This window comes from Sphingomonas sp. CCH9-E2, from assembly GCF_001557215.1.
In the GTDB taxonomy this organism is placed as follows: domain Bacteria; phylum Pseudomonadota; class Alphaproteobacteria; order Sphingomonadales; family Sphingomonadaceae; genus Sphingomonas.
This window is the reverse complement of record NZ_LSJM01000299.1, coordinates 1-17,747: the sequence shown is the minus strand read 5'-3', so window position 1 is coordinate 17,747 and position 17,747 is coordinate 1. Positions and strand designations below refer to the sequence as shown.

Sequence of the window (17,747 nt, the reverse complement as noted above, 5' to 3'; positions counted from 1 at the left end):
GTTCATCACCTTTAGCCTCGACGGCAGCGCCAGCTGGAACCCGCTCAGCTGGTTCGGATCGTTCCGGTCCGGACGGGCGGGCACGTCGCTGCATCCCGACCGACCGGCAACCTAACGCGATGGCGAGCGCCGCCGACGAGGATGTGAGGGTCACCCAGACGCCCGGCCCGAACGAGATGCGCGATCCGGTGATGCGCGCGGAGATGCGCCGCGCATCGGTGTGGTTCGGCCTCGCCGCCGCCGCCGCGCTGGTCGTATTGCTGATCCAGCCGCTGCTGCTGATCTTTGCCGGGCTGGTGGTCGCGTCGATGCTGGACGGCGGGACGCGGCTGATCCGGCGCGCGGTGCCGATCCCGCGTGGCCTCGCTCTGACCATCGTGGTGATCGGCGTCATCGCCTTCATCGGCGGCGTCATCTACCTGACCGGGGTCGAGATCGTCGCGCAGGCCGAACAGCTGCGCATCACGCTGGAGACGCAGGCGATGCGGATCAGCGGATGGCTGAGCGACTTGGGCCTGATGCCGCAAGCGTCCGACCTGAGCGGGCTGGCCAAGGAAGCGCTGGGATCGGTCGGACGGCTGACGTCCTTCATCGGCGGCGCAATCGGGGCGATCGGCAGCTTCTTCCTCATCCTCGTCATCGGCCTGTTCGTGGCGATGGAGCCGCGCATCTATGAGCGCGGGATGCAATGGATGGTGCCGATGGCGTCGCGCGACCAGTTCGCGATCACGCTGGCACGGATGGCGCGGACGATGCGCGTGCTCCTCGCCGGGCGGCTGTTGGGCATGGTGTTCGAGGGGATCGTCACCTGGATCCTGCTGTCGATCGCGGGCGTGCCGATGGCGCTGCTGCTCGGCATCCTCACCGGCATGCTCGCCTTCATCCCCAATATCGGAGCGTTCATCTCGGGCGTGCTGATGGTCGCGGTCGGCTTCAGCGCAGGGCAGAGCGAGGGGCTGTGGGCGATCGCGATCTATTTCGGTGTGCAGACGTTCGACGGCTATGTGCTGCTGCCACTGGTCGCCAAACGCACGGTCGACATGCCGCCGGCGCTGACGGTGTCGTCGCAAATACTGATGAGCACCTTGTTCGGCTTTCTCGGCCTCGCGCTCGCCGATCCGATCGTGGCGATGATCAAGGTGGCGCTGGAGCGGCGGTCGGAACAGGCGATCGAAGCCGGCTATGGCGCGGATGATGCGACTGGGACTCAGGGTGAATTGACGTGATTCTGTACGATTATTTCCGCTCGAGTGCGGCGTATCGCGTGCGCATCGCGCTCAACCTCAAGGGCGTGGCGTATGAGCGGCACGAGGTGCATCTGGTGCAGGGTGCCCAGCGCAGCGACGCACATCTCGCGCGCAACCCGCAGGGCTTCGTCCCCGCGCTCGACATTGGCAATGGCCGCATCCTGACGCAGAGCCTGGCGATCATCGAGTGGCTCGACGCGACCTATCCCGAGCCGCGGCTGATCCCCGCCGACCCGATTGCGCGCGCCGATGCGATGGCGCAGGCGCTGGTGATCGCGGCCGATATCCACCCGCTCAACAATCTCCGCGTGCTGCGCGCGCTCGAGTCGCGGTTCGATGCGGATGAGGCGGCGAAGGGCGACTGGTATCGCCACTGGATAGTCGAGGGGCTGACCGCGCTCGAAGCGCTGGCGGCGGCGAATGCGGGCGATGGGCCGTTTCTGGGCGGAACCGCGCCGGGAATCGCCGATGTGCTGCTGGTGCCGCAACTGTACAATGCGCGGCGGTTCGACACGCCGCTCGGTGCCTTCCCCACCTTGCTCGCCGCCGATGCCGCCGCCTGCGCGCTCGAGGCCTTTGCCGCCGCCAGCCCCGAGCGGGCCAAGCCGGCATGAGGGGCGCGGCCGCGCTGCTCCTCCTCACCCTGCCCTTGCCAGTCGCCGCGCAGGAGATCGTGATCGTCGGACAGGGGCTCGACGCGCCGTCTGGCGAGGCTGCGCTGGCGACGGTCGAGATCGACCGCGAACGCCTGACCGACAGCGCCAGCGGACGACTGGAGGACGTGCTGCGCGATGTCGCCGGGGTGGCGCAGTTCCGCCGCGCCGATTCGCGCTCGTCGCACCCGACCGCACAGGGGATCAGCCTGCGTGGGCTGGGCGGCAATGCGTCGAGCCGGGCGCTGCTGCTGCTCGATGGGGTGCCGCAGGCCGATCCGTTCGGCGGCTGGGTCCCCTTTCCCGCGACGTTGCCACAGCGGCTGGCGCGGGTGCGCGTGACGCGTGGCGGGGGCAGCGGCTATCACGGCGCGGGGGCGCTCGCCGGGACGGTCGAGCTGTTCAGCGCCGATGCCCGCACGCTTGGGCCGATGGCCCTCACCGGCTTTTACGGCAGCCGCGACTCGGTCGATCTGGTCGCGACCGGCGGCGCGCGCCTCAGCGCGGGCGAGGTGACGGCGGCGGTGCAGTTCGCACGCGGCGACGGGTTCGCTCCGATCGTGGAGGGGCAGCGCGGCGTGGCGGATCGCGCGGCGCCCTATGAACAGGCGGGGATCGCGCTGCGCGGGGTCGCGCCGCTGACCGCCGGGATCGAGCTGCAGGCGAACCTGTCGGCCTTTTCCGACCAGCGCGATCGCGGGACCGACTTCACGCCCGTGAACAGCCGTGGCGCGGATGCCAGCCTGCGCCTGATCGGCACGGGCGCGTGGCGCTGGGCGGCGACCGGCTGGCTCCAGCACCGCGATTTCGCGACCGGCTTTGCCAGCGTGAATGCGACGCGCAGCGCGGCGAGCCCGACGCTAGACCAGCATGTGCCGGCGACCGGCACTGGCCTTCGCATCGAGATCGAACCGCCGCTGGGCAGCGGATGGACGCTGCGCACCGGCGGCGATCTGCGCATGGTGAGCGGGCGGACCAACGAACTCTACAGCTTCGTCGCGGGTGCCCCGACGCGCCGCCGTGTGGCGGGGGGCGAGAGCAGCACCGCCGGACTGTTCGCCGATCTGAGCCTGGAGCGCGGCGCGCTGACGCTGACGGCGGGCGGGCGCGCCGATCGCTGGACGATCCGCGACGGGCGCCTGTTCGAAGCGCTGCTGAGCGGGGGCGCACCGCTGACCGACAGCCGCGCGCCGGACCGCGCCGGGTGGGAGGGCAGCGCAAGGCTGGCGGCAGCACTGCGCGCCAGCGACACCATCGCATTGCGTGGCGCGGCCTATAGCGGCTGGCGCTTGCCGACGCTCAACGAACTCTACCGCCCGTTCCGCGCCGGGGCTGATGCGACGGCGGCGAACCCGCAGCTTGCGCCAGAGCGGCTGCGCGGGGTGGAGGTCGGCGTCGACCTGACCCCTGCCACCGGTCTGACGCTGCGCACTACCGCGTTTCTCAACCGGCTCGACAACGCCATCGGCAACGTCACGCTGGGCAACGGGCCGGGGACGTTTCCCGGCGTCGGGTTCGTCGCGGCGGGCGGCGTGTATCGCGTGCGGCAGAATCTGGACGCGATCGAGTCGCGCGGGATTGAGGCCGATCTGACGTGGCAGGCCGGGCCGTGGCGCGCGGGTGCGTCCTGGGCCTATACCGATGCGCGGGTCGAGGCGTCGGGGAGCGCCGCGTCGCTAAACGGACGGAGTCCCGCGCAGACTGCGCCGCATCAGGTCTCAGCGCATCTAGGCTATAGCGGCGAGCGGCTGAGCGTTTCGGCGACTGCGCGCTATGTCGCGGCGCAATTCGAGGACGATCTCAACATACGCGCACTGGCCGATGCACTCACGTTCGACGCGGTGATTCGCGTGCCGGTGGCGAACGGCTTTGCGATCGAAGCGCGTGGTGAAAACCTCACCGATGCGCGGATCGAAACCGGCGTAAGCGGCACCGGGGTGGTCGAACGCGCGAGCCCGCGCACGCTATGGATCGGCTTCAGTTACCGTCCGCGCTGAGCGACGAGGCGGTCGAACAGGTCGAGATACGCCGCGATCGGTTCCGGTCCGTCCTCGACCAAAGGTTCGGGCCGTTGCCGTCCGGGCATCAGCCAGTGGTTGAGCGCACCGACCAGCCGCGCGCGATCGCCCGGCGGGACGACCGAGCCGCGCGAGGCGCTGTTGATCAGTTCATGGATGGCCACGCTCGAATCGGTCGCGACGATCGGGGTGCCGGCGGCGAGCGCTTCGCGCACCACCCCCGGCACGCCTTCGAATTCGGACGTCAACGCGACGACATCGGCGCGGGCGATCACTGGCAGCGGGTCGGGCGCGTGGCCGGGCATCGATACGCGATCGGCCAGACCGAGATGTTCGACCAGCCGTTCGAGCTGTCCCCGCTCCTCGCCTTCGCCCAGGATCAGCAGCTTGACGTCGGGGTCAGACAGGCGCGGCATCGCGGCGATCAGCCGCTCCCAGCGCTTCTGCGGGGCCAGCCGCCCGACGCCGAGGATGAAGCGCCCGTCCGGCATCGGCGGCAGCGGCGCGCCGGGGATCGGCACAGCTGGCGGGTTGGGGATAACCACGACGCGCGCCGGATCGATGCCCATCTCCCGCACCGCTTCTTCCCCGGTCGCCGGGGTCATTGCCACCACGGCATCCAGAAACGAGGGGTGCATGCGCAGCCACAGTCCATAGCCAAGGCCGACGGCGCGCGGCAGATCGGGGCGGATCAAGGTGTTGGACACCTGCGCCGCCATCGGCGGACATGCCTTGCCCAATCGGCGCTTCAGCCAGAATGCCGCCGCCGTATAATGGTTGCCGGGGCAGAAGATCGCGTCGGGCCGCACCTCCCGCACGATGTCGGCGATGCCGAACATGGCACGATACCGCGCGTCGCCCAGCTCGCGTACGTCGACATTGGGCGGAATTTCATGCGCCAGCGCGCCGCGCGCATCGCCGATCACCAGCGTCACGCGCCGCCCCGCCTCGGCCCAGCCGTTCGCCATGCGCATCATGGCACGCTCCACCCCGCCCCCTTTCAGGGTCTGGGCGAAGCTCAGAATATGGGTTGCGGTGTGATTTGGTTGGGACATCTTGCAGCGTGCCTTGTTAAAGCCCAAATCACCCCGCGTTGAAACCATAATCTCGGGCCATTGCGCCCCCCACTTGCATAGCGGCCGCCTTTCCGAGACATGTCACACCTTCAACGGGGTATGAGCAGGGGTTGCCTGATTGGCTGATGTGGAACCGCCAGGAGCGCAACCCTTGACGACCGATACGCTTCCCGGAGCCGCGCCCAAACCGGTCGTCGCGGAACTCGTCGAGCTCGAGCCCATTGCCAAGATCCGGCGGCGCTGGCCGACCTGGCTCGGTGCGGTGCTGTCGGTCCTGATGGTGGTCGGGATCGGCCATGAGCTGCTGGACCAAGGACTGGCGGGGCTGACGCGGACCGCGCCGGCGAGCTGGCTGTTCTACCTGATCTTCGTCCTGCGCTACATGGTCGGACCGACCTTCGACTTCATCATCTATCGCCGCCTGTGGACTATCCCCTGGTCGGGGATGATCGCGCTCAACCGCAAGCGGATCGCGAACGACGTCGTGCTCGGCTATTCGGGCGAGGCCTATTTCTACGCCTGGGCGCGGCAACGGACCAAGATGGTGGCGGCACCGTTCGGCGCGGTGAAGGACGTGTCGATCCTGTCGGCGCTGGCGGGCAATGCGATCACGTTGCTGCTGGTCGCCATCGCGCTGCCGCTGGCGACGGAGATGCTGACGCCCGCCCAGTTCAAGACCGGAGTGATCTCGGCCGCCGTGGTGCTGGGCATGTCGCTGCCCTTCCTGCTCCTGTCGCGCCGGGTCTTTTCGCTGGGCCGCAAGGAGCTGTGGCAGGTATTTGGAATCCATGTCGCGCGCCTGCTCGTCGACTCGCTGTTGATCGCGGTGGCGTGGGCCGTGGCGCTGCCGGGCGTGGGCTTTGGCACCTGGGTCCTGCTGGCCGCAGCGCGCATGCTGGTCTCACGCCTGCCGCTGATCCCCAGCCAGGATATTGTCTTTGCCAGCTTTGCCATTTTGCTGATCGGACGCGGTGACGCGCTGAGCGAGATGCTGTCGTTCATGGCAGCGCTCACTTTGCTGTTCCATGCTATCCTGATCGCAGGATTCGGCCTGCTTGGTTTGTTTAGGAAGGACCTATGACCATCCCCCGTTTCGTTGCCCCGCTTTCGCTCGCCCTGATCGCTGCGGTCGCATGGCCCAATTCCGCATCGGCGCAGGCCGCGATCGGTGAGGATGCCGCCGCGTGCGCCGCGGGCGACGTGCCCGCGCTGCGCGTCAATGTGCAGGGGATCAAGGACCGCACCGGGCGGCTCAAGCTGGAACTCTACCCCGCAGTCGAGGGCGATTATCTGCGCGACGACCATGTGCTGGTGAAGGAAGGGAAGCTGTTCCACCGCAGCTTTGCCCCCACGCCCAAGTCGGGCAACATCATATTGTGCATCAAGGCGCCGCGCCCGGGCCGCTATGCGCTGTTCCTGACCCATGACCGCGATGGCGCGAACAAGTTCAACATCTGGAAGGATGGGGCCGGCGTGCCCAGCAACCGCAAGCTGGGGCGCAGCAAGCCCAAGCTGGCCGATGGGATCGTCACGGTCGGCGCGACCACCACGCCGATCACGATCAAGCTGCAATATGTGCGGGGCCTGTCCGGCTTTTCACCCAGCGGAAGCTGAACACCGGTGCGGATCGTCGACGTCAACGAATATTATTCGCCGACCGGCGGCGGCGTCCGCACCTATCTCGACCGCAAGGTCCGGATCATGGCGGAGCTTGGCCATGAGCTGATCGTCATCGCGCCGTTCCATGAGGACCGGATCGAGGATCGCGCGGATGGCGGGCGCATCTATTGGGTCAAATCGCCCCCGCTGATCCTCGACCGCAATTACTGGCTGTTCAACGAACCGGAAGCGGTCACAAGACTGCTCGACCAGATCAAGCCGGACGTCGTGGAGAACAGCTCGCCCTGGCGCCCCGCCTGGTTCATCGGCGACTGGCAGGGCGACGCACTGAAGATCTTCTTCGCGCATAACGACAATATGGGTGCCTATCCGCACCGCTGGCTGGAGGGCCTTGCCAGTCCCGAGCGGATCGAGCGGATTTTCGGCTGGTACACCCGCTATATGGACAAGTTCCTGGGCAAATATGATGCGTTCGTGACCAATGGTCCGGCACTGGCCAAGCGCTATCGTGCGCGCGGGCTGCGAGTCGATGCCGCGATGCCACTGGGGATCGACCGCAACCATTTCTCGCCCAGCCTGCGCGACGAAGCGCTGCGCGCATCGATGCTGGCGCAGCTCGACCTGCCGCCCGAGGGGCATTTGCTGATCGGCCTGGGCCGCCACCACAAGGAAAAACGCTGGCCGCTGGTGATCGACGCGGTGCAGGCGGCGGGCGCGGAGGTGCCGGTCGGGCTGATGCTGCTGGGTCAGGGGCCGCAGAGCGAGGCGCTGGAGCGGCAGATCGGCGGCAACCGCCATATCCGCCTGTTCCGCCCGGTCTATGACCGCGACCGGTTCAGCCGCATCCTCGCCAGTGCCGACGCCTTCATCCACGGGTCGGATCAGGAGCCGTTCGGGCTGGTGGCGAGCGAGGCGCTGGCGAGCGGGCTGCCACTGATCGTGCCGGACGAAGGTGGCTGTGCCGAGGTGGCGGACCCCGCCTTTGCCGAAACCTATCGCGCGCGCGACGCACGTTCCTGCGCCGATGCGATCCAGCGGCTGTTCGCGCGTGATCCGGTGGCGCTGCGCGCCGCGGCGCGGCAGGCGGCGGGGGAAGTGCTGTCCGATCGCGATCATGCGATCGCCTTGGTCGAGCTTTATTCGCGCTGGCTGGCCGAGCCGCCGCGCGGCGTCAGGGTTTGACAGGCACGAACACCTCCGGGCGGCAGGCGCTGAGATCGACCGGCCAGGCTTCGCGCTTGCGGCGATAGATCACGCGCGTGCGGTCGCGCGTTGCCACGCACAGCACCGGGCGATAGCGCTCTGCGATGACCCGATGCAGCAGCGCACGGGTTTCCCGGTTGCCCAGCGCATAAGCCGGAAAGGTATCGACGATCGCGTCCGGGTTCGCGTCGAGAATCCGTTGCGTCTCGACCAGCGGATCGACCCCGAGCGCGCGCGGATTATTCTCATCCTGCGTATTCAGATGCCCCGGAAACGACCAGCGCGACGGCAGCTGCGACCCGGTCAGCAGGTACAGGCCGGGATAGCCGTTATAGACAAAGATGACGCCGCGATCCGGCTTTGCCGCCGCAGCGACCGCGCGCATCGCGGTGTCGCCACCCTTCATCGCGGCCAGCTGAATCTGCAAGATCTGTCCTGCGATCAGCGCCAGTGCGGCGATTGCGATACCCAATCGGGGCCTTGCATCCAGTGCCGGCGCCAGCAGCACACATAGCGGGGCGAGCAACGGGATCGCGTAATGCGGAGCGCTGAAGCGCCAGTAGAGCAGCACGCCCAGCACCGCTACGACCAGCCAGAGGCGTGCCATTTGCGCATCGCGTCGGACCATCTGATTCCGTATCGCGCGGTGACCCGCGATCGCCACCGCGCCCAGCGGCAGAATTAGCGCACCCAGCTCGATCAACTTGAGCAGCTGGACGAGGGATGATCCGTTGTCCTTATGCGCGTTGGAGATGAAATTGGCGAAGATGAAGGCATCGGCCGCTCCCACACCCCAGTAATAGAGCAAGACCAGCGCGGTCGGGAGCAGCGCCAGCGCGACCATCGCGCCGGAAAAGGCGACGAACCGGCCCCAGGCCATGCGCTGCGTCCATGCCAGCCACAAAAAGGCCAGGCCGAAAAACATGCCTTCGAACACCACGGTATATTTGATCTGGAGCGCGAGACCGATCAGCAGCAACGCGAGCGCGCCGCGTGGGACCAGCCGCTCGGGCGCGCGCATCGCCGCGAACAGCTGCCACGCCGCGCCGATCACCAGCAGATTGTAGAAGACCGGCGTCTGCCCGCCCTCTCCCTCCATCAGGTTGAGCCAGAGGATGTAGAGCGCAGCGGCAAGGCCCGCGCCCAAGCGCTCGGCCCGCTGGCGCGCGAGCAGGTAGATCAGCCACGCCGTCGCGATCACGAACAGCGTGGCAACCAACTTGTACTGAACGAACCCCTCCCCGCCGAGCCAGCGGACGCCGGCATAGATCAGGAAAATGCCGATCGGCTTGCGGTCGAAGATATCGACATAGGGCAGCTCGCTCTGGACCATACGGTCGCCGACCAGCAGATAGAATTGCTCGTCAAAGCCCAGCGCCGGATTGCCATAGGTGACGAAGCGCGCCGCGACCGCGAGCAGCACGAGCAGCGCCAGCACCATCCGGTCCGACTGCATGAACCCCCCCGGCGCGGTCGCCGCGCGCGAAACCTGGCTGACCGCCACCCTGAACCTTTCCCGACCTGCCGCGACCGGCGGCGCTTGCCCCTCCCCGATTGCCACCCGCCTGACAAGAGGCGGGCGGCTGAGCGCTACACCGCGTCGGGGTAGACCGGGCGGATATCGACCGGGATCGCCGACATCGACGCGATCACGCGCTTCGCCGGCGCGTCGAGCACCGCCCATTTCGCCATGAACGCCTTGGTCCCGGCATAATCGCCATTGTGCTGCAACACGATCATGTCGCGCAGCAGATCACGCAGCGCGATTTCGAACTTCGCGTTGTCGATCCGGTAGCGCCCGGTGCTCTCGTCCCAGACGAACGCGCCCTTTGCTTTCATATAGCCATATTGCATCGCCGCACCGCGCCCGTGCGCCTCCTCGATCCCGAAGCGCATCGAGCGGAACGTCCCGGCGAGATAGGTGGCGAACAGCTGCGGCTTTTCCGCCGCAGGAATCTCGCCCTTGTCCATCATGAACAGGATATTCCACGCGCCCATCACATCGGCCTTGGCCTCTTCGATCGCCGAAGCCTGATCCTTCAGCGCTTCGCTGACCGTGGTCTTCTTGCCCACCACGGTGATCGTCCCCGGCCCCAGGCTGTGCGATAGCTCATGGAACAGCGTGCCGAGCTGCATGTACTTCTTCACCACCAGCTTGGACTGGTCGGGGACCAGCACCAGCGGGGCCATGGGCGCGAGGATGCGGTCATATTTCGCGCCGAGCACGTTGGACAGGATCACCTTCTTCGCGCCCTTCGCCTCGCGCACGCGCTCGTCATTGGGCAGGTTGAAGGCGATCGTCTGAACGCCCGGCACATTGTCACCGCCGCCGCGAATCTGTTCGGCCACCGCGATCGGCGACTCGAACCCGCGCTGGAAGTTCTTCATGCCGTCCTCGACCGGCAGGTTCGCCTCCATGTCGCGCAGATAGCGCTTGTACTTGTCGAGCGCGGCGGACTCCTTGGGGTCCTTGAGCGTCACGAAGCTTTCGAACGCGGTCTTCTGGCCATGGAGCCGGTCGGTATAGACTTCGTACGGCCCGATCGCGACTTCGATCGGGGTGTCCTTGAGGTCCATCCACGCCAGTTCCGACTCGTAATAATCGTCGGTCAGGAACGCCTTGGCGCGGAGCGACAGGAATTTCTTGAGGCTGGGATTGGTGGTGATCGCCGCGGCTTCGTTGAGCAACCTTGCCGCCTTGGTCAGTTGCGGCTTGTACGCGACCGAATAGGGGATCGCCTTGAGCTTGGCCCCGTCGCGCACCACCACCGTATAGGGGCTGGTCAGCGCCGCCTTCTCGCCCGGATTGGCGCCGAGATAGGCGTCGAACGCCTCGCGCGTCAGGTCGGTCGGGTAAAAGCCCGCGCCTTCGGGCATCGACCCGCTGCCCCAGAATGCGCGCTTGTCGGCAAGTTCGTCCCACGGGCCGAAATAGCGGTCATACATCTCCAGCTTGAGCGCGTCGCCTTCCTTGGCGATTGCGGCGCGGGTCTGTTGCCAATTGGCGTCCCGCTGCGCGCGGTAGATGGTCGACATGACGTTCGACGCCCGGATCAGCAGATTGACCACCTGCCGCTCCTCATCGGTGAGGAAGCTGGTGTCGGTCTGCATCTGGATCACCGCCAGCTTCGCCTTTTGCGCGGCGAGGTCATAGCCTTCGCCCTGCGCCGCAGTCTGGTTGCCGTCGGGCGCGCCGCCACAGGCGGTGGTGGCGAGGAGCAGGGCGGCAAGCGCGAGTCGGCGCATAAGGTCTCTCCGGATACGATCAGTTGATCGATGGTCTAGACCCACCAACATGAACTGTCACGAACCGGACATGGACGCGCGCCAAGGGACAGGCATCCACGGGAGACCCGCCATGACCTTTCGCATCGACCGCCGCTCGCTGATCCTCACCGGCACGCTTGGCCTCGGTGCCTATGCGATCCCCGGCTTTGCCGCGCAGGGCCCCAACTGGATCGCCGACGGCTTCACCCACAATGTCGCCAGCGGCGAGCCGTCGGCGACGTCGATGCTGCTCTGGACGCGCTATGTCGCCAAGGGCGATTCAGCCAAGCTGCGGGTCGAGGTGTCGGCGAGCGCGGATTTCGCCAAGGTCGTCGCGGGCGGCGCGGCGATCACCGGCCCGTGGCGCGACTGGACGACCAAGATCACGGTGACCGGCCTGCAGCCCGGGACGCGCTATTTCTACCGCTTCGTTGCACCGGACGGCAGCTTCTCACCGGTCGGGCGGACCAAGACGCTGCCCGCCGGCAATGCCGCGCGCTTCGGGATCGCGGTCTTCTCCTGCTCCAACCTGCCCTATGGCTATTTCAACGCCTATGGCCATGCGGCGGCGCGCGAGGACATCGACCTCGCCGTTCATCTCGGCGACTATATCTATGAATATCAGAAGGGCGGTTATGCGCCCGCATCGGGCGCCGTCGGCGGACGCTGGCCGCTGCCCGAGGGGGAGATCATCCACCTCGCCGATTATCGCCTGCGCTATGCCAGCTATCGCGCCGACCCGGACCTAGCCGCGCTGCATGCGGCCAAGCCGATGATCGTGTCGTGGGACGACCATGAATCGACCAATGACAGCTGGGAAGGCGGCGCGCAGAATCACCAGGCGAACGAGGGCGACTGGGCCATCCGCAAGGCAGCAGCGTTCCAGGCGTGGCGTGAATGGATGCCGGTGTCGGACGAGCCGTGGAAGGCCTATGCGATCGGATCGCTGGCGACCTTGTTCCGGACCGAGACCCGCCTGATCGGCCGCACGCGGCCGCCCGAAGCCGCCGCATTGTTCATGGCACCCGACTCCCCCGCCGCGATCGCCGCGTTCCGCGACGGGCCGTGGCAGGACAAGGCGATGACGATGATGGGCTGGGAGCAGGAAGCCTGGCTGGCCGCCGAAATGGCACGCTCGGTCAAGGCCGGCACGCGCTGGCAGATGGTCGGCTTCGGCACGATCATGGGCAAGACGATGACCCCGCGCCAGGCGACCGAATGGCTCGCCCCCGACGCGCCGGAACGGTCCAAGCGCTATGTGCAGGCGGGGGTCGCGCTCAGCGCCGCCGGGCTGCCGATGAATTTCGACAATTGGGGCGGCTATCCCGCCGCGCGCGCGCGCTTCCTGTCCTCGGCACAGGACATGGGCGCGAACCTGATCGTCCTGGCCGGAGACAGCCACAATGCCTGGGCCTATGATCTGGCGCAGGACGGCAAGCCCGCCGGGGTCGAATTCGCCGGCCAGTCGGTCAGCTCGCCCGGTTACGAAGGATCGCTCAAGATCGATCCCAAGGTTGTGGCCCGCGCCCTGGTCGGCGCCAATCCCGAGCTGAAGTGGTGCGACACGTCGAACCGCGGCTACATGGCGGTGACGGTCACGCCGAACAGCGTGCGCAACGACTGGATGTTCGTCGATACCGTGCTGACGCCGAACAAGACCGCGCGGATCGGGCATAGCGCCACCGTGGTGCGCGGACGCAACGTGATGACCGGCTGAACGAAAGCTGTCGGTCAAGGCCAGACGGGGTTCATTTCGACTCCGATACAAGCTAATCCTGTCAGGCCCAGTGGCGTTCCCGGCTTGCTCAACCAGAGGAGGGAAAAGCCATGCATCGTTCGTCCATGATCCTTGCCGCCGGCGCGGTCGCGCTGCTCGCCGGAACCGTCGCCGCTGCCCAGCAGTCCGGACAAACCCTGCCCACCGGGCAACGGCCGTACAAGCCCGCGATCCGCGTCACGCCGACCGCCGTGCCGACCCCGCGCGTTCCGGTCGCCTGCAAGGTCGATCCCGCGGTGCGCTCGCTCACGCTCACCAAGGTCGGTGGCGACAAGCGCCGCATCCAGGCGACGATCGAGGTCGTCAATCTTGGCCCCGCCGCCTGGCGTTCGGGTGCGCGCCAGCAGACGGTGACCCTGACGCTGCGCAACGGCAATACCGGCGCGGTCTATACCCGCAGCTTCCCGCTGCCCGCGACCGCCGCGCGCGGCGCAGTGATGCTGCGCCACACCACGCCGGTGCTGAACGATCCGTTCGACACGTTCGAGTTCGCCGGCACGGCCGAGGTCAGCATCGCCTATGACCCCGACATCGCGATCGACGGCAACAGCTGCAACGACGACACGAATCCGGGCAATAATGGCAAACGGCTGGTGACCAGTGACATCCAGGCGTTCCTGGGCAACACCACGATCACCAGCCGCACCTGGTAACCGAGCTGGCGGGCGTCAGCCCTCCAAGCTCTTGCTCACCTGCTCGGTCATGTCCTTGCTCAGCCCCGGCTGGGCAAGGATCCTTTCCAGCTGGGCGCGCATCTTGGCCGCGCGCGCGGCGTCGAAGCGGCGCCAACGACCGAGCGGGGGGACGAGCTTTGCCGCGGTCTGCGGGTTCAGCTTGTCGAGCGCGATCAGCTGGTCGGCGACGAAGCGATAGCCTCCGCCGTCGATGCCGTGGAACGCGCGCTGATTGACCGCGAACGCGCCCACCAAGGCGCGCGCGCGGTTGGGGTTGGCCAGGGTGAAGTCCGGGTGCTGCGCCAGTTCCTGCACCGCCGCCAGCGTGTCGGGGCGGGTCGACAGCGCCTGGGTCTGAAACCATTTGTCGAGGACGAGGCTATTGTCGCTGTAGCGATGGTAGAAAATGTCGAGCGCGGCGACGCGCCGGGCATTGGCTGCCTCTGACGACAGATTGGCGAGCGCCATCAGTCCGCCCTGACGGTCGGTCATATTGTCCGCCGCCTCGAACTGCGCGAAGGCCAGTTCCGGCCCGTCCGCAGCACCACTGGCGTTGATATAGCCGAGCGCGACCGACTTGATCCGCCGCGCGCCCTTGCCCGCCGGGGAATATTCGAAGCGGTTGGCGCGCACGCCTTCGTACAGGCTGCGCCACTGCGGCTCGAGCGCGCAGCCAAGGTCGCGGCGCAGCGCTTCGCGCTTCTGGAAGATCAGTTCGGGATCGACCACCGCCAGCTGATCGCCGATGAAGCTGTCCGATGGCAGCAGCACCGCTTCGGCGACAAAGGCGGGGTCGAGCGCCGGATTGGCGAGCGTGTTCGCTACCGCGGCGATCACCGGGGCGTGATCGACATGCCCCTTGGTCACCGCGCCGACCAAGGTGTCGAGCATCAGCTGCTGCATCGCCTCATACCGGGCGAAGGGATCGTCGTCATGCGCCGAGAGAAAGGCGAGGTCGGCGGCGCTGCGGTTGGTGTCGACGATGACGGGGGCCGAAAAGCCGCGATTGACCGACAGCACCGGGCGCTCGGTCACGTTGTCGAAGGCCATCTGCGTCTCGGCCGCATCGAGCAGCACCAGCCGTTCGTCGGCGAGCGGGGCGGCGCTGTCGCTGCCGAACAATTTGATCCGCAGCGGCAGCAGCATCGGCGCCTTGACCGGCTGGCCCGGCGTCGGCGGCACGCTCTGGCGCAGCGTCAGCGTGGCGCGCGCGCCGTCCGCGTCATGCTCAAGGCTGGCCGAGACGCGCGGGGTGCCAGCCTGCGAATACCATAGACGAAACTGGGTCAGATCGACGCCGCTCGCCTCCTCCATGCACGCGACGAAATCCTCGCACGTCGCCGCGGTGCCGTCGAACCGCTCGAAATACAGGTCGCTGCCCGCGCGAAACTTCTGCGGACCCAGGATCGTGGCGATCATGCGGATCACCTCGGCCCCCTTGTTGTAGATGGTTGCGGTGTAGAAGTTGCTGATCTCGATATAGTCGTCGGGGCGGACCGGATGCGCCAGGGGCCCCGCATCCTCCGGGAACTGCGCGGCGCGCAGGCCGCGGACATCCTCGATCCGCTTGACTGCGGCCGAGCCCTGATCGGCCGAGAAACACTGGTCGCGATAGACGGTGAAGCCTTCCTTCAGGGAAAGCTGGAACCAGTCGCGACAGGTGACGCGGTTGCCCGACCAGTTGTGAAAATATTCGTGCGCGACCACCGCAGCGACCGCGTCATAGTCGTAATCGGTCGCGGTGTCGGGGTCGGCGAGGATGTAGCGGCTGTTGAAGATGTTCAGCCCCTTATTCTCCATCGCGCCGAAGTTGAAATCGTCCACCGCGACGATGTTGAATACGTCGAGGTCGTACTCGCGGCCATAGACGCGCTCGTCCCACGCCATGCTGAGCTTGAGCGCGTGCAGCGCGTGATCGGTCTTGGGCAGATCCTTTTCGCGCACCCAGATGGCAAGCTGGACTTCACGCCCGCTGGCGGTGGTGAAGGTCGCGCGATTGGCGGCGAGATCGCCCGCGACCAGCGCGAACAGATAGCTCGGCTTGGGGAAGGGATCGTGCCATTCGGCCCAATGCTTGCCGCCTTCGCCCTCGCCCGACGCCACCGGGTCGCCATTGGCGAGCAGCACGGGGTAGCGCGCCTTGTCCGCCGTCATCCGGACGCGGTAGCGCGAGAGGACGTCGGGACGGTCGGGGAAGAAGGTGATGCGGCGGAACCCCTCCGCCTCGCACTGAGTGCAGAGATTGCCGCCCGAGGCATAAAGGCCCATCAGCTGGCTGTTACGATCGGGCACGATCTCGACCTCGGTCTCGACCGCATGCGCGTCGCCGGGCAGGTCGATCACCAGCGTCGGGCCATCCATGTGCCACGTCGCTTCGCCGCCATCGACGCGCACCGCGAGCGCCGTCAGCCCGTCACCGTCGAGCCGCAGCGGACGGTCATGCGCGCCGTTCCGCGTCACCGACAGGCGCGCGCGCACGCGGGTGCCACCCGGGGCCAAGTCGAAATCGAGGTCGATGTCCGGCACCAGCCAGTCGGGCTGCGCATAATCCGCACGGCGGATCACGCGGGGTTGCAGGGCGGGCGTAGCGTCGAGTGCGTCGATCATCTGTGGGCCTTTACGCGCGAGCGGGGAGTGCCGCACGCGAAGAAATTCGATTGCGGTGTGTCGCCGGAATGCTACGCCTCACCCCCTCTTTGGTTCAAACGAAAGTTCGACACCTTGTCCAAGTTCCGCCTGTTGCATTCGACGCTTGCCCTTTCGCTGATCATCGCGCCGCCCGCCGTGCTGGCGCAGGAGGCCAAGGCCCCCGCCGCGCCGACCGCCGAGGACAATGCCCGCGTCAATGCGCCGCTGCCGCCCGCCGAAGTCGCGATGAAGGCGCATGTCATGTTCCTCGCGTCCAACGCGATGAAGGGCCGCGACGCCGGGACGCCCGAATATGACATCGCCGCGGAATATGTGGCCTCGCAATATTATGCAGCCGGGCTGCGTCCGGCGGGCGACAAGGGCAGCTATCTCCAGGCCGTGCCGCTGCTCAGCTTTCGCCCCGCGGACAAGGGCACGCTGACCGTCACGCGCGGCGGCACCCCGGTGACGCTGGAATTCGGCAAGGACTACATCCCCGGCGGCGACCCCGAAAAGCTGAGCACGGTGATCGACGCCGGCGTGGTGTTCGTCGGCTATGGCATCGTCGCACCCCAGTATAAGCGCGACGATTACAAGGGCGTCGATGTGAAGGGGAAGATCGTCGCCATCTTTGGCGGCGCGCCCGGCAATTTCGATGGCGAGGAGCGCGCGCATTTCGGCAGCAATGCCAACAAGGCGGCGATCGCGGCGAGCAAGGGTGCGGCGGGCGTGATCCTGCTCGAAGCGCCGGGGTCGCGCCGCCCGTTCGCGCAGATGGTCGATTATTGGGACGAGTGGCGGATGACCTGGGCCGATGCGCAGGGCAATGGCCATTTGCCCGCCAAGGGCACGCCGACGCTGGCGTCGCTGAGCACGGCGGGCGCGGCCAAGCTGTTCGGTGACGACAAGAACTGGGTCGCCGCGACCAAGGCGGTTGCGGACGGCAAGCCGGTGCTCAAATCCTTTGCGACGCGCGCGACGCTCGCCGCCGCGCTCAAGACCGAGCGCAAAATGGTGATGAGCAGCAACGTCGCCGGGATCATCCCGGGCAGCGATCCCAAGCTGAAGGACGAGGTAGTCGTGCTGACCGCGCATCTCGACCATGTCGGCGTCGGCCGCGCGGATGCAAAGGGCGACACCATCTATAACGGCGCGATGGACAATGCGATGGGCATCGCCTCGCTGATCGAGGAAGCCAGGCTCTTCCAGGCATCGGGCAAACCACCGCGTCGGTCGGTCATGTTCCTGGCCGTCACAGCGGAGGAAAAGGGGCTGATCGGCGCCGATTACTTTGCGCACAACCCGACCGTGCCCAAGGACAAGATCGTCGCGAACGTCAATCTCGACATGCCGGTGATCACGTACAAGTTCGAAGACATGATCGCATTCGGCGCCGCGCGATCGACACTGGGCGACACCGTCGCCCGCGCCACCGCCACAGTCGGCGTCGGTGTCGGCACCGATCCGATGCCGGAACAGGGTTTCTTCGTACGTTCGGATCACTATCGCTTCGTCCAGCAGGGGATTCCGTCGGTGTTCCTGTGGCCGGGCATGGCGGGCGTGGGCCGTGAAGCGTTCGACCGC

At 67.0% G+C, this 17,747-nt stretch carries 13 protein-coding genes and 1 pseudogene; 10 read left to right on the top strand and 4 right to left on the bottom strand.

Annotation, left to right across the window (positions count from 1 at the left end; translation table 11 throughout):
- The 4 genes and pseudogenes from AX681_RS22870 to AX681_RS13805 all read left to right on the top strand — a co-directional run.
- Positions 1 to 115, top strand: a pseudogene (locus AX681_RS22870) (signal peptidase I); the annotation flags it as partial.
- A gap of 4 nt (positions 116 to 119) precedes the next feature.
- Positions 120 to 1,226, top strand: coding sequence for an AI-2E family transporter (locus AX681_RS13815; RefSeq protein ID WP_066657657.1), 1,107 nt, complete (start codon positions 120 to 122; stop codon positions 1,224 to 1,226).
- Positions 1,217 to 1,861, top strand: a complete 645-nt coding sequence (maiA, locus tag AX681_RS13810; protein WP_156442622.1) for a maleylacetoacetate isomerase — start codon at positions 1,217 to 1,219, stop codon at positions 1,859 to 1,861. Before AX681_RS13815 ends, maiA begins: the two co-directional genes overlap by 10 nt.
- Positions 1,858 to 3,897 carry a TonB-dependent receptor gene (locus AX681_RS13805; RefSeq protein ID WP_066657666.1) on the top strand — a complete coding sequence of 680 codons (2,040 nt, stop codon included), beginning with the start codon at positions 1,858 to 1,860 and terminating at the stop codon, positions 3,895 to 3,897. The genes maiA and AX681_RS13805 overlap by 4 nt, the downstream gene beginning before the upstream one ends.
- Here the strand turns inward: AX681_RS13805 and AX681_RS13800 are convergent.
- Positions 3,882 to 4,973, bottom strand: coding sequence for a glycosyltransferase (locus AX681_RS13800; RefSeq protein WP_066657668.1), 1,092 nt, complete (start codon positions 4,971 to 4,973; stop codon positions 3,882 to 3,884). The two genes, AX681_RS13805 and AX681_RS13800, sit on opposite strands and share 16 nt — an antisense overlap.
- A gap of 172 nt (positions 4,974 to 5,145) precedes the next feature.
- Between AX681_RS13800 and AX681_RS13795 the strand changes: the two genes are divergently transcribed.
- The 3 genes from AX681_RS13795 to AX681_RS13785 are packed head-to-tail and all read left to right on the top strand — an operon-like array spanning position 5,146 to position 7,796.
- Positions 5,146 to 6,075 carry a hypothetical protein gene (locus AX681_RS13795; protein ID WP_156442623.1) on the top strand — a complete coding sequence of 310 codons (930 nt, stop codon included), beginning with the start codon at positions 5,146 to 5,148 and terminating at the stop codon, positions 6,073 to 6,075.
- Positions 6,072 to 6,608 (top strand): DUF2141 domain-containing protein, encoded by a 537-nt coding sequence (locus tag AX681_RS13790; RefSeq protein ID WP_066657673.1) that lies wholly within the window; start codon positions 6,072 to 6,074, stop codon positions 6,606 to 6,608. The genes AX681_RS13795 and AX681_RS13790 overlap by 4 nt, the downstream gene beginning before the upstream one ends.
- Before the next feature lie 6 nt (positions 6,609 to 6,614).
- Positions 6,615 to 7,796 (top strand): glycosyltransferase, encoded by a 1,182-nt coding sequence (locus AX681_RS13785; protein ID WP_066657676.1) that lies wholly within the window; start codon positions 6,615 to 6,617, stop codon positions 7,794 to 7,796.
- Here the strand turns inward: AX681_RS13785 and AX681_RS13780 are convergent.
- Both AX681_RS13780 and AX681_RS13775 read right to left on the bottom strand, forming a co-directional pair.
- On the bottom strand, positions 7,786 to 9,321 hold the full coding sequence (locus AX681_RS13780; RefSeq protein WP_066657682.1) for an ArnT family glycosyltransferase: 1,536 nt from the start codon (positions 9,319 to 9,321) through the stop codon (positions 7,786 to 7,788). The genes AX681_RS13785 and AX681_RS13780 overlap by 11 nt on opposite strands.
- An 86-nt stretch (positions 9,322 to 9,407) precedes the next feature.
- Complete coding sequence (locus AX681_RS13775; RefSeq protein WP_066657684.1) at positions 9,408 to 11,063, bottom strand: dipeptidyl-peptidase 3 family protein; 1,656 nt, start codon at positions 11,061 to 11,063, stop codon at positions 9,408 to 9,410.
- A 112-nt stretch (positions 11,064 to 11,175) separates the two neighbouring features.
- On the opposite strand from AX681_RS13775, the gene AX681_RS13770 reads away from it, so the two are divergent.
- Both AX681_RS13770 and AX681_RS13765 read left to right on the top strand, forming a co-directional pair.
- Positions 11,176 to 12,801: an alkaline phosphatase D family protein gene (locus tag AX681_RS13770; protein ID WP_066657686.1), complete on the top strand. Its 1,626-nt coding sequence runs from the start codon at positions 11,176 to 11,178 to the stop codon at positions 12,799 to 12,801.
- Positions 12,802 to 12,911: 110 nt separating this feature from the next.
- Positions 12,912 to 13,514: a hypothetical protein gene (locus AX681_RS13765; RefSeq protein WP_156442624.1), complete on the top strand. Its 603-nt coding sequence runs from the start codon at positions 12,912 to 12,914 to the stop codon at positions 13,512 to 13,514.
- Between the two features lie 15 nt (positions 13,515 to 13,529).
- Here AX681_RS13765 and pepN read toward each other — a convergent pair whose 3' ends face one another.
- Positions 13,530 to 16,142, bottom strand: coding sequence for an aminopeptidase N (gene pepN / locus AX681_RS13760; RefSeq protein WP_066657690.1), 2,613 nt, complete (start codon positions 16,140 to 16,142; stop codon positions 13,530 to 13,532).
- A gap of 114 nt (positions 16,143 to 16,256) precedes the next feature.
- Here pepN and AX681_RS13755 point away from each other — a divergent pair.
- On the top strand, positions 16,257 to 17,747 hold a 1,491-nt coding region (locus AX681_RS13755), incomplete at its 3' end, for a M28 family metallopeptidase (protein ID WP_066682399.1).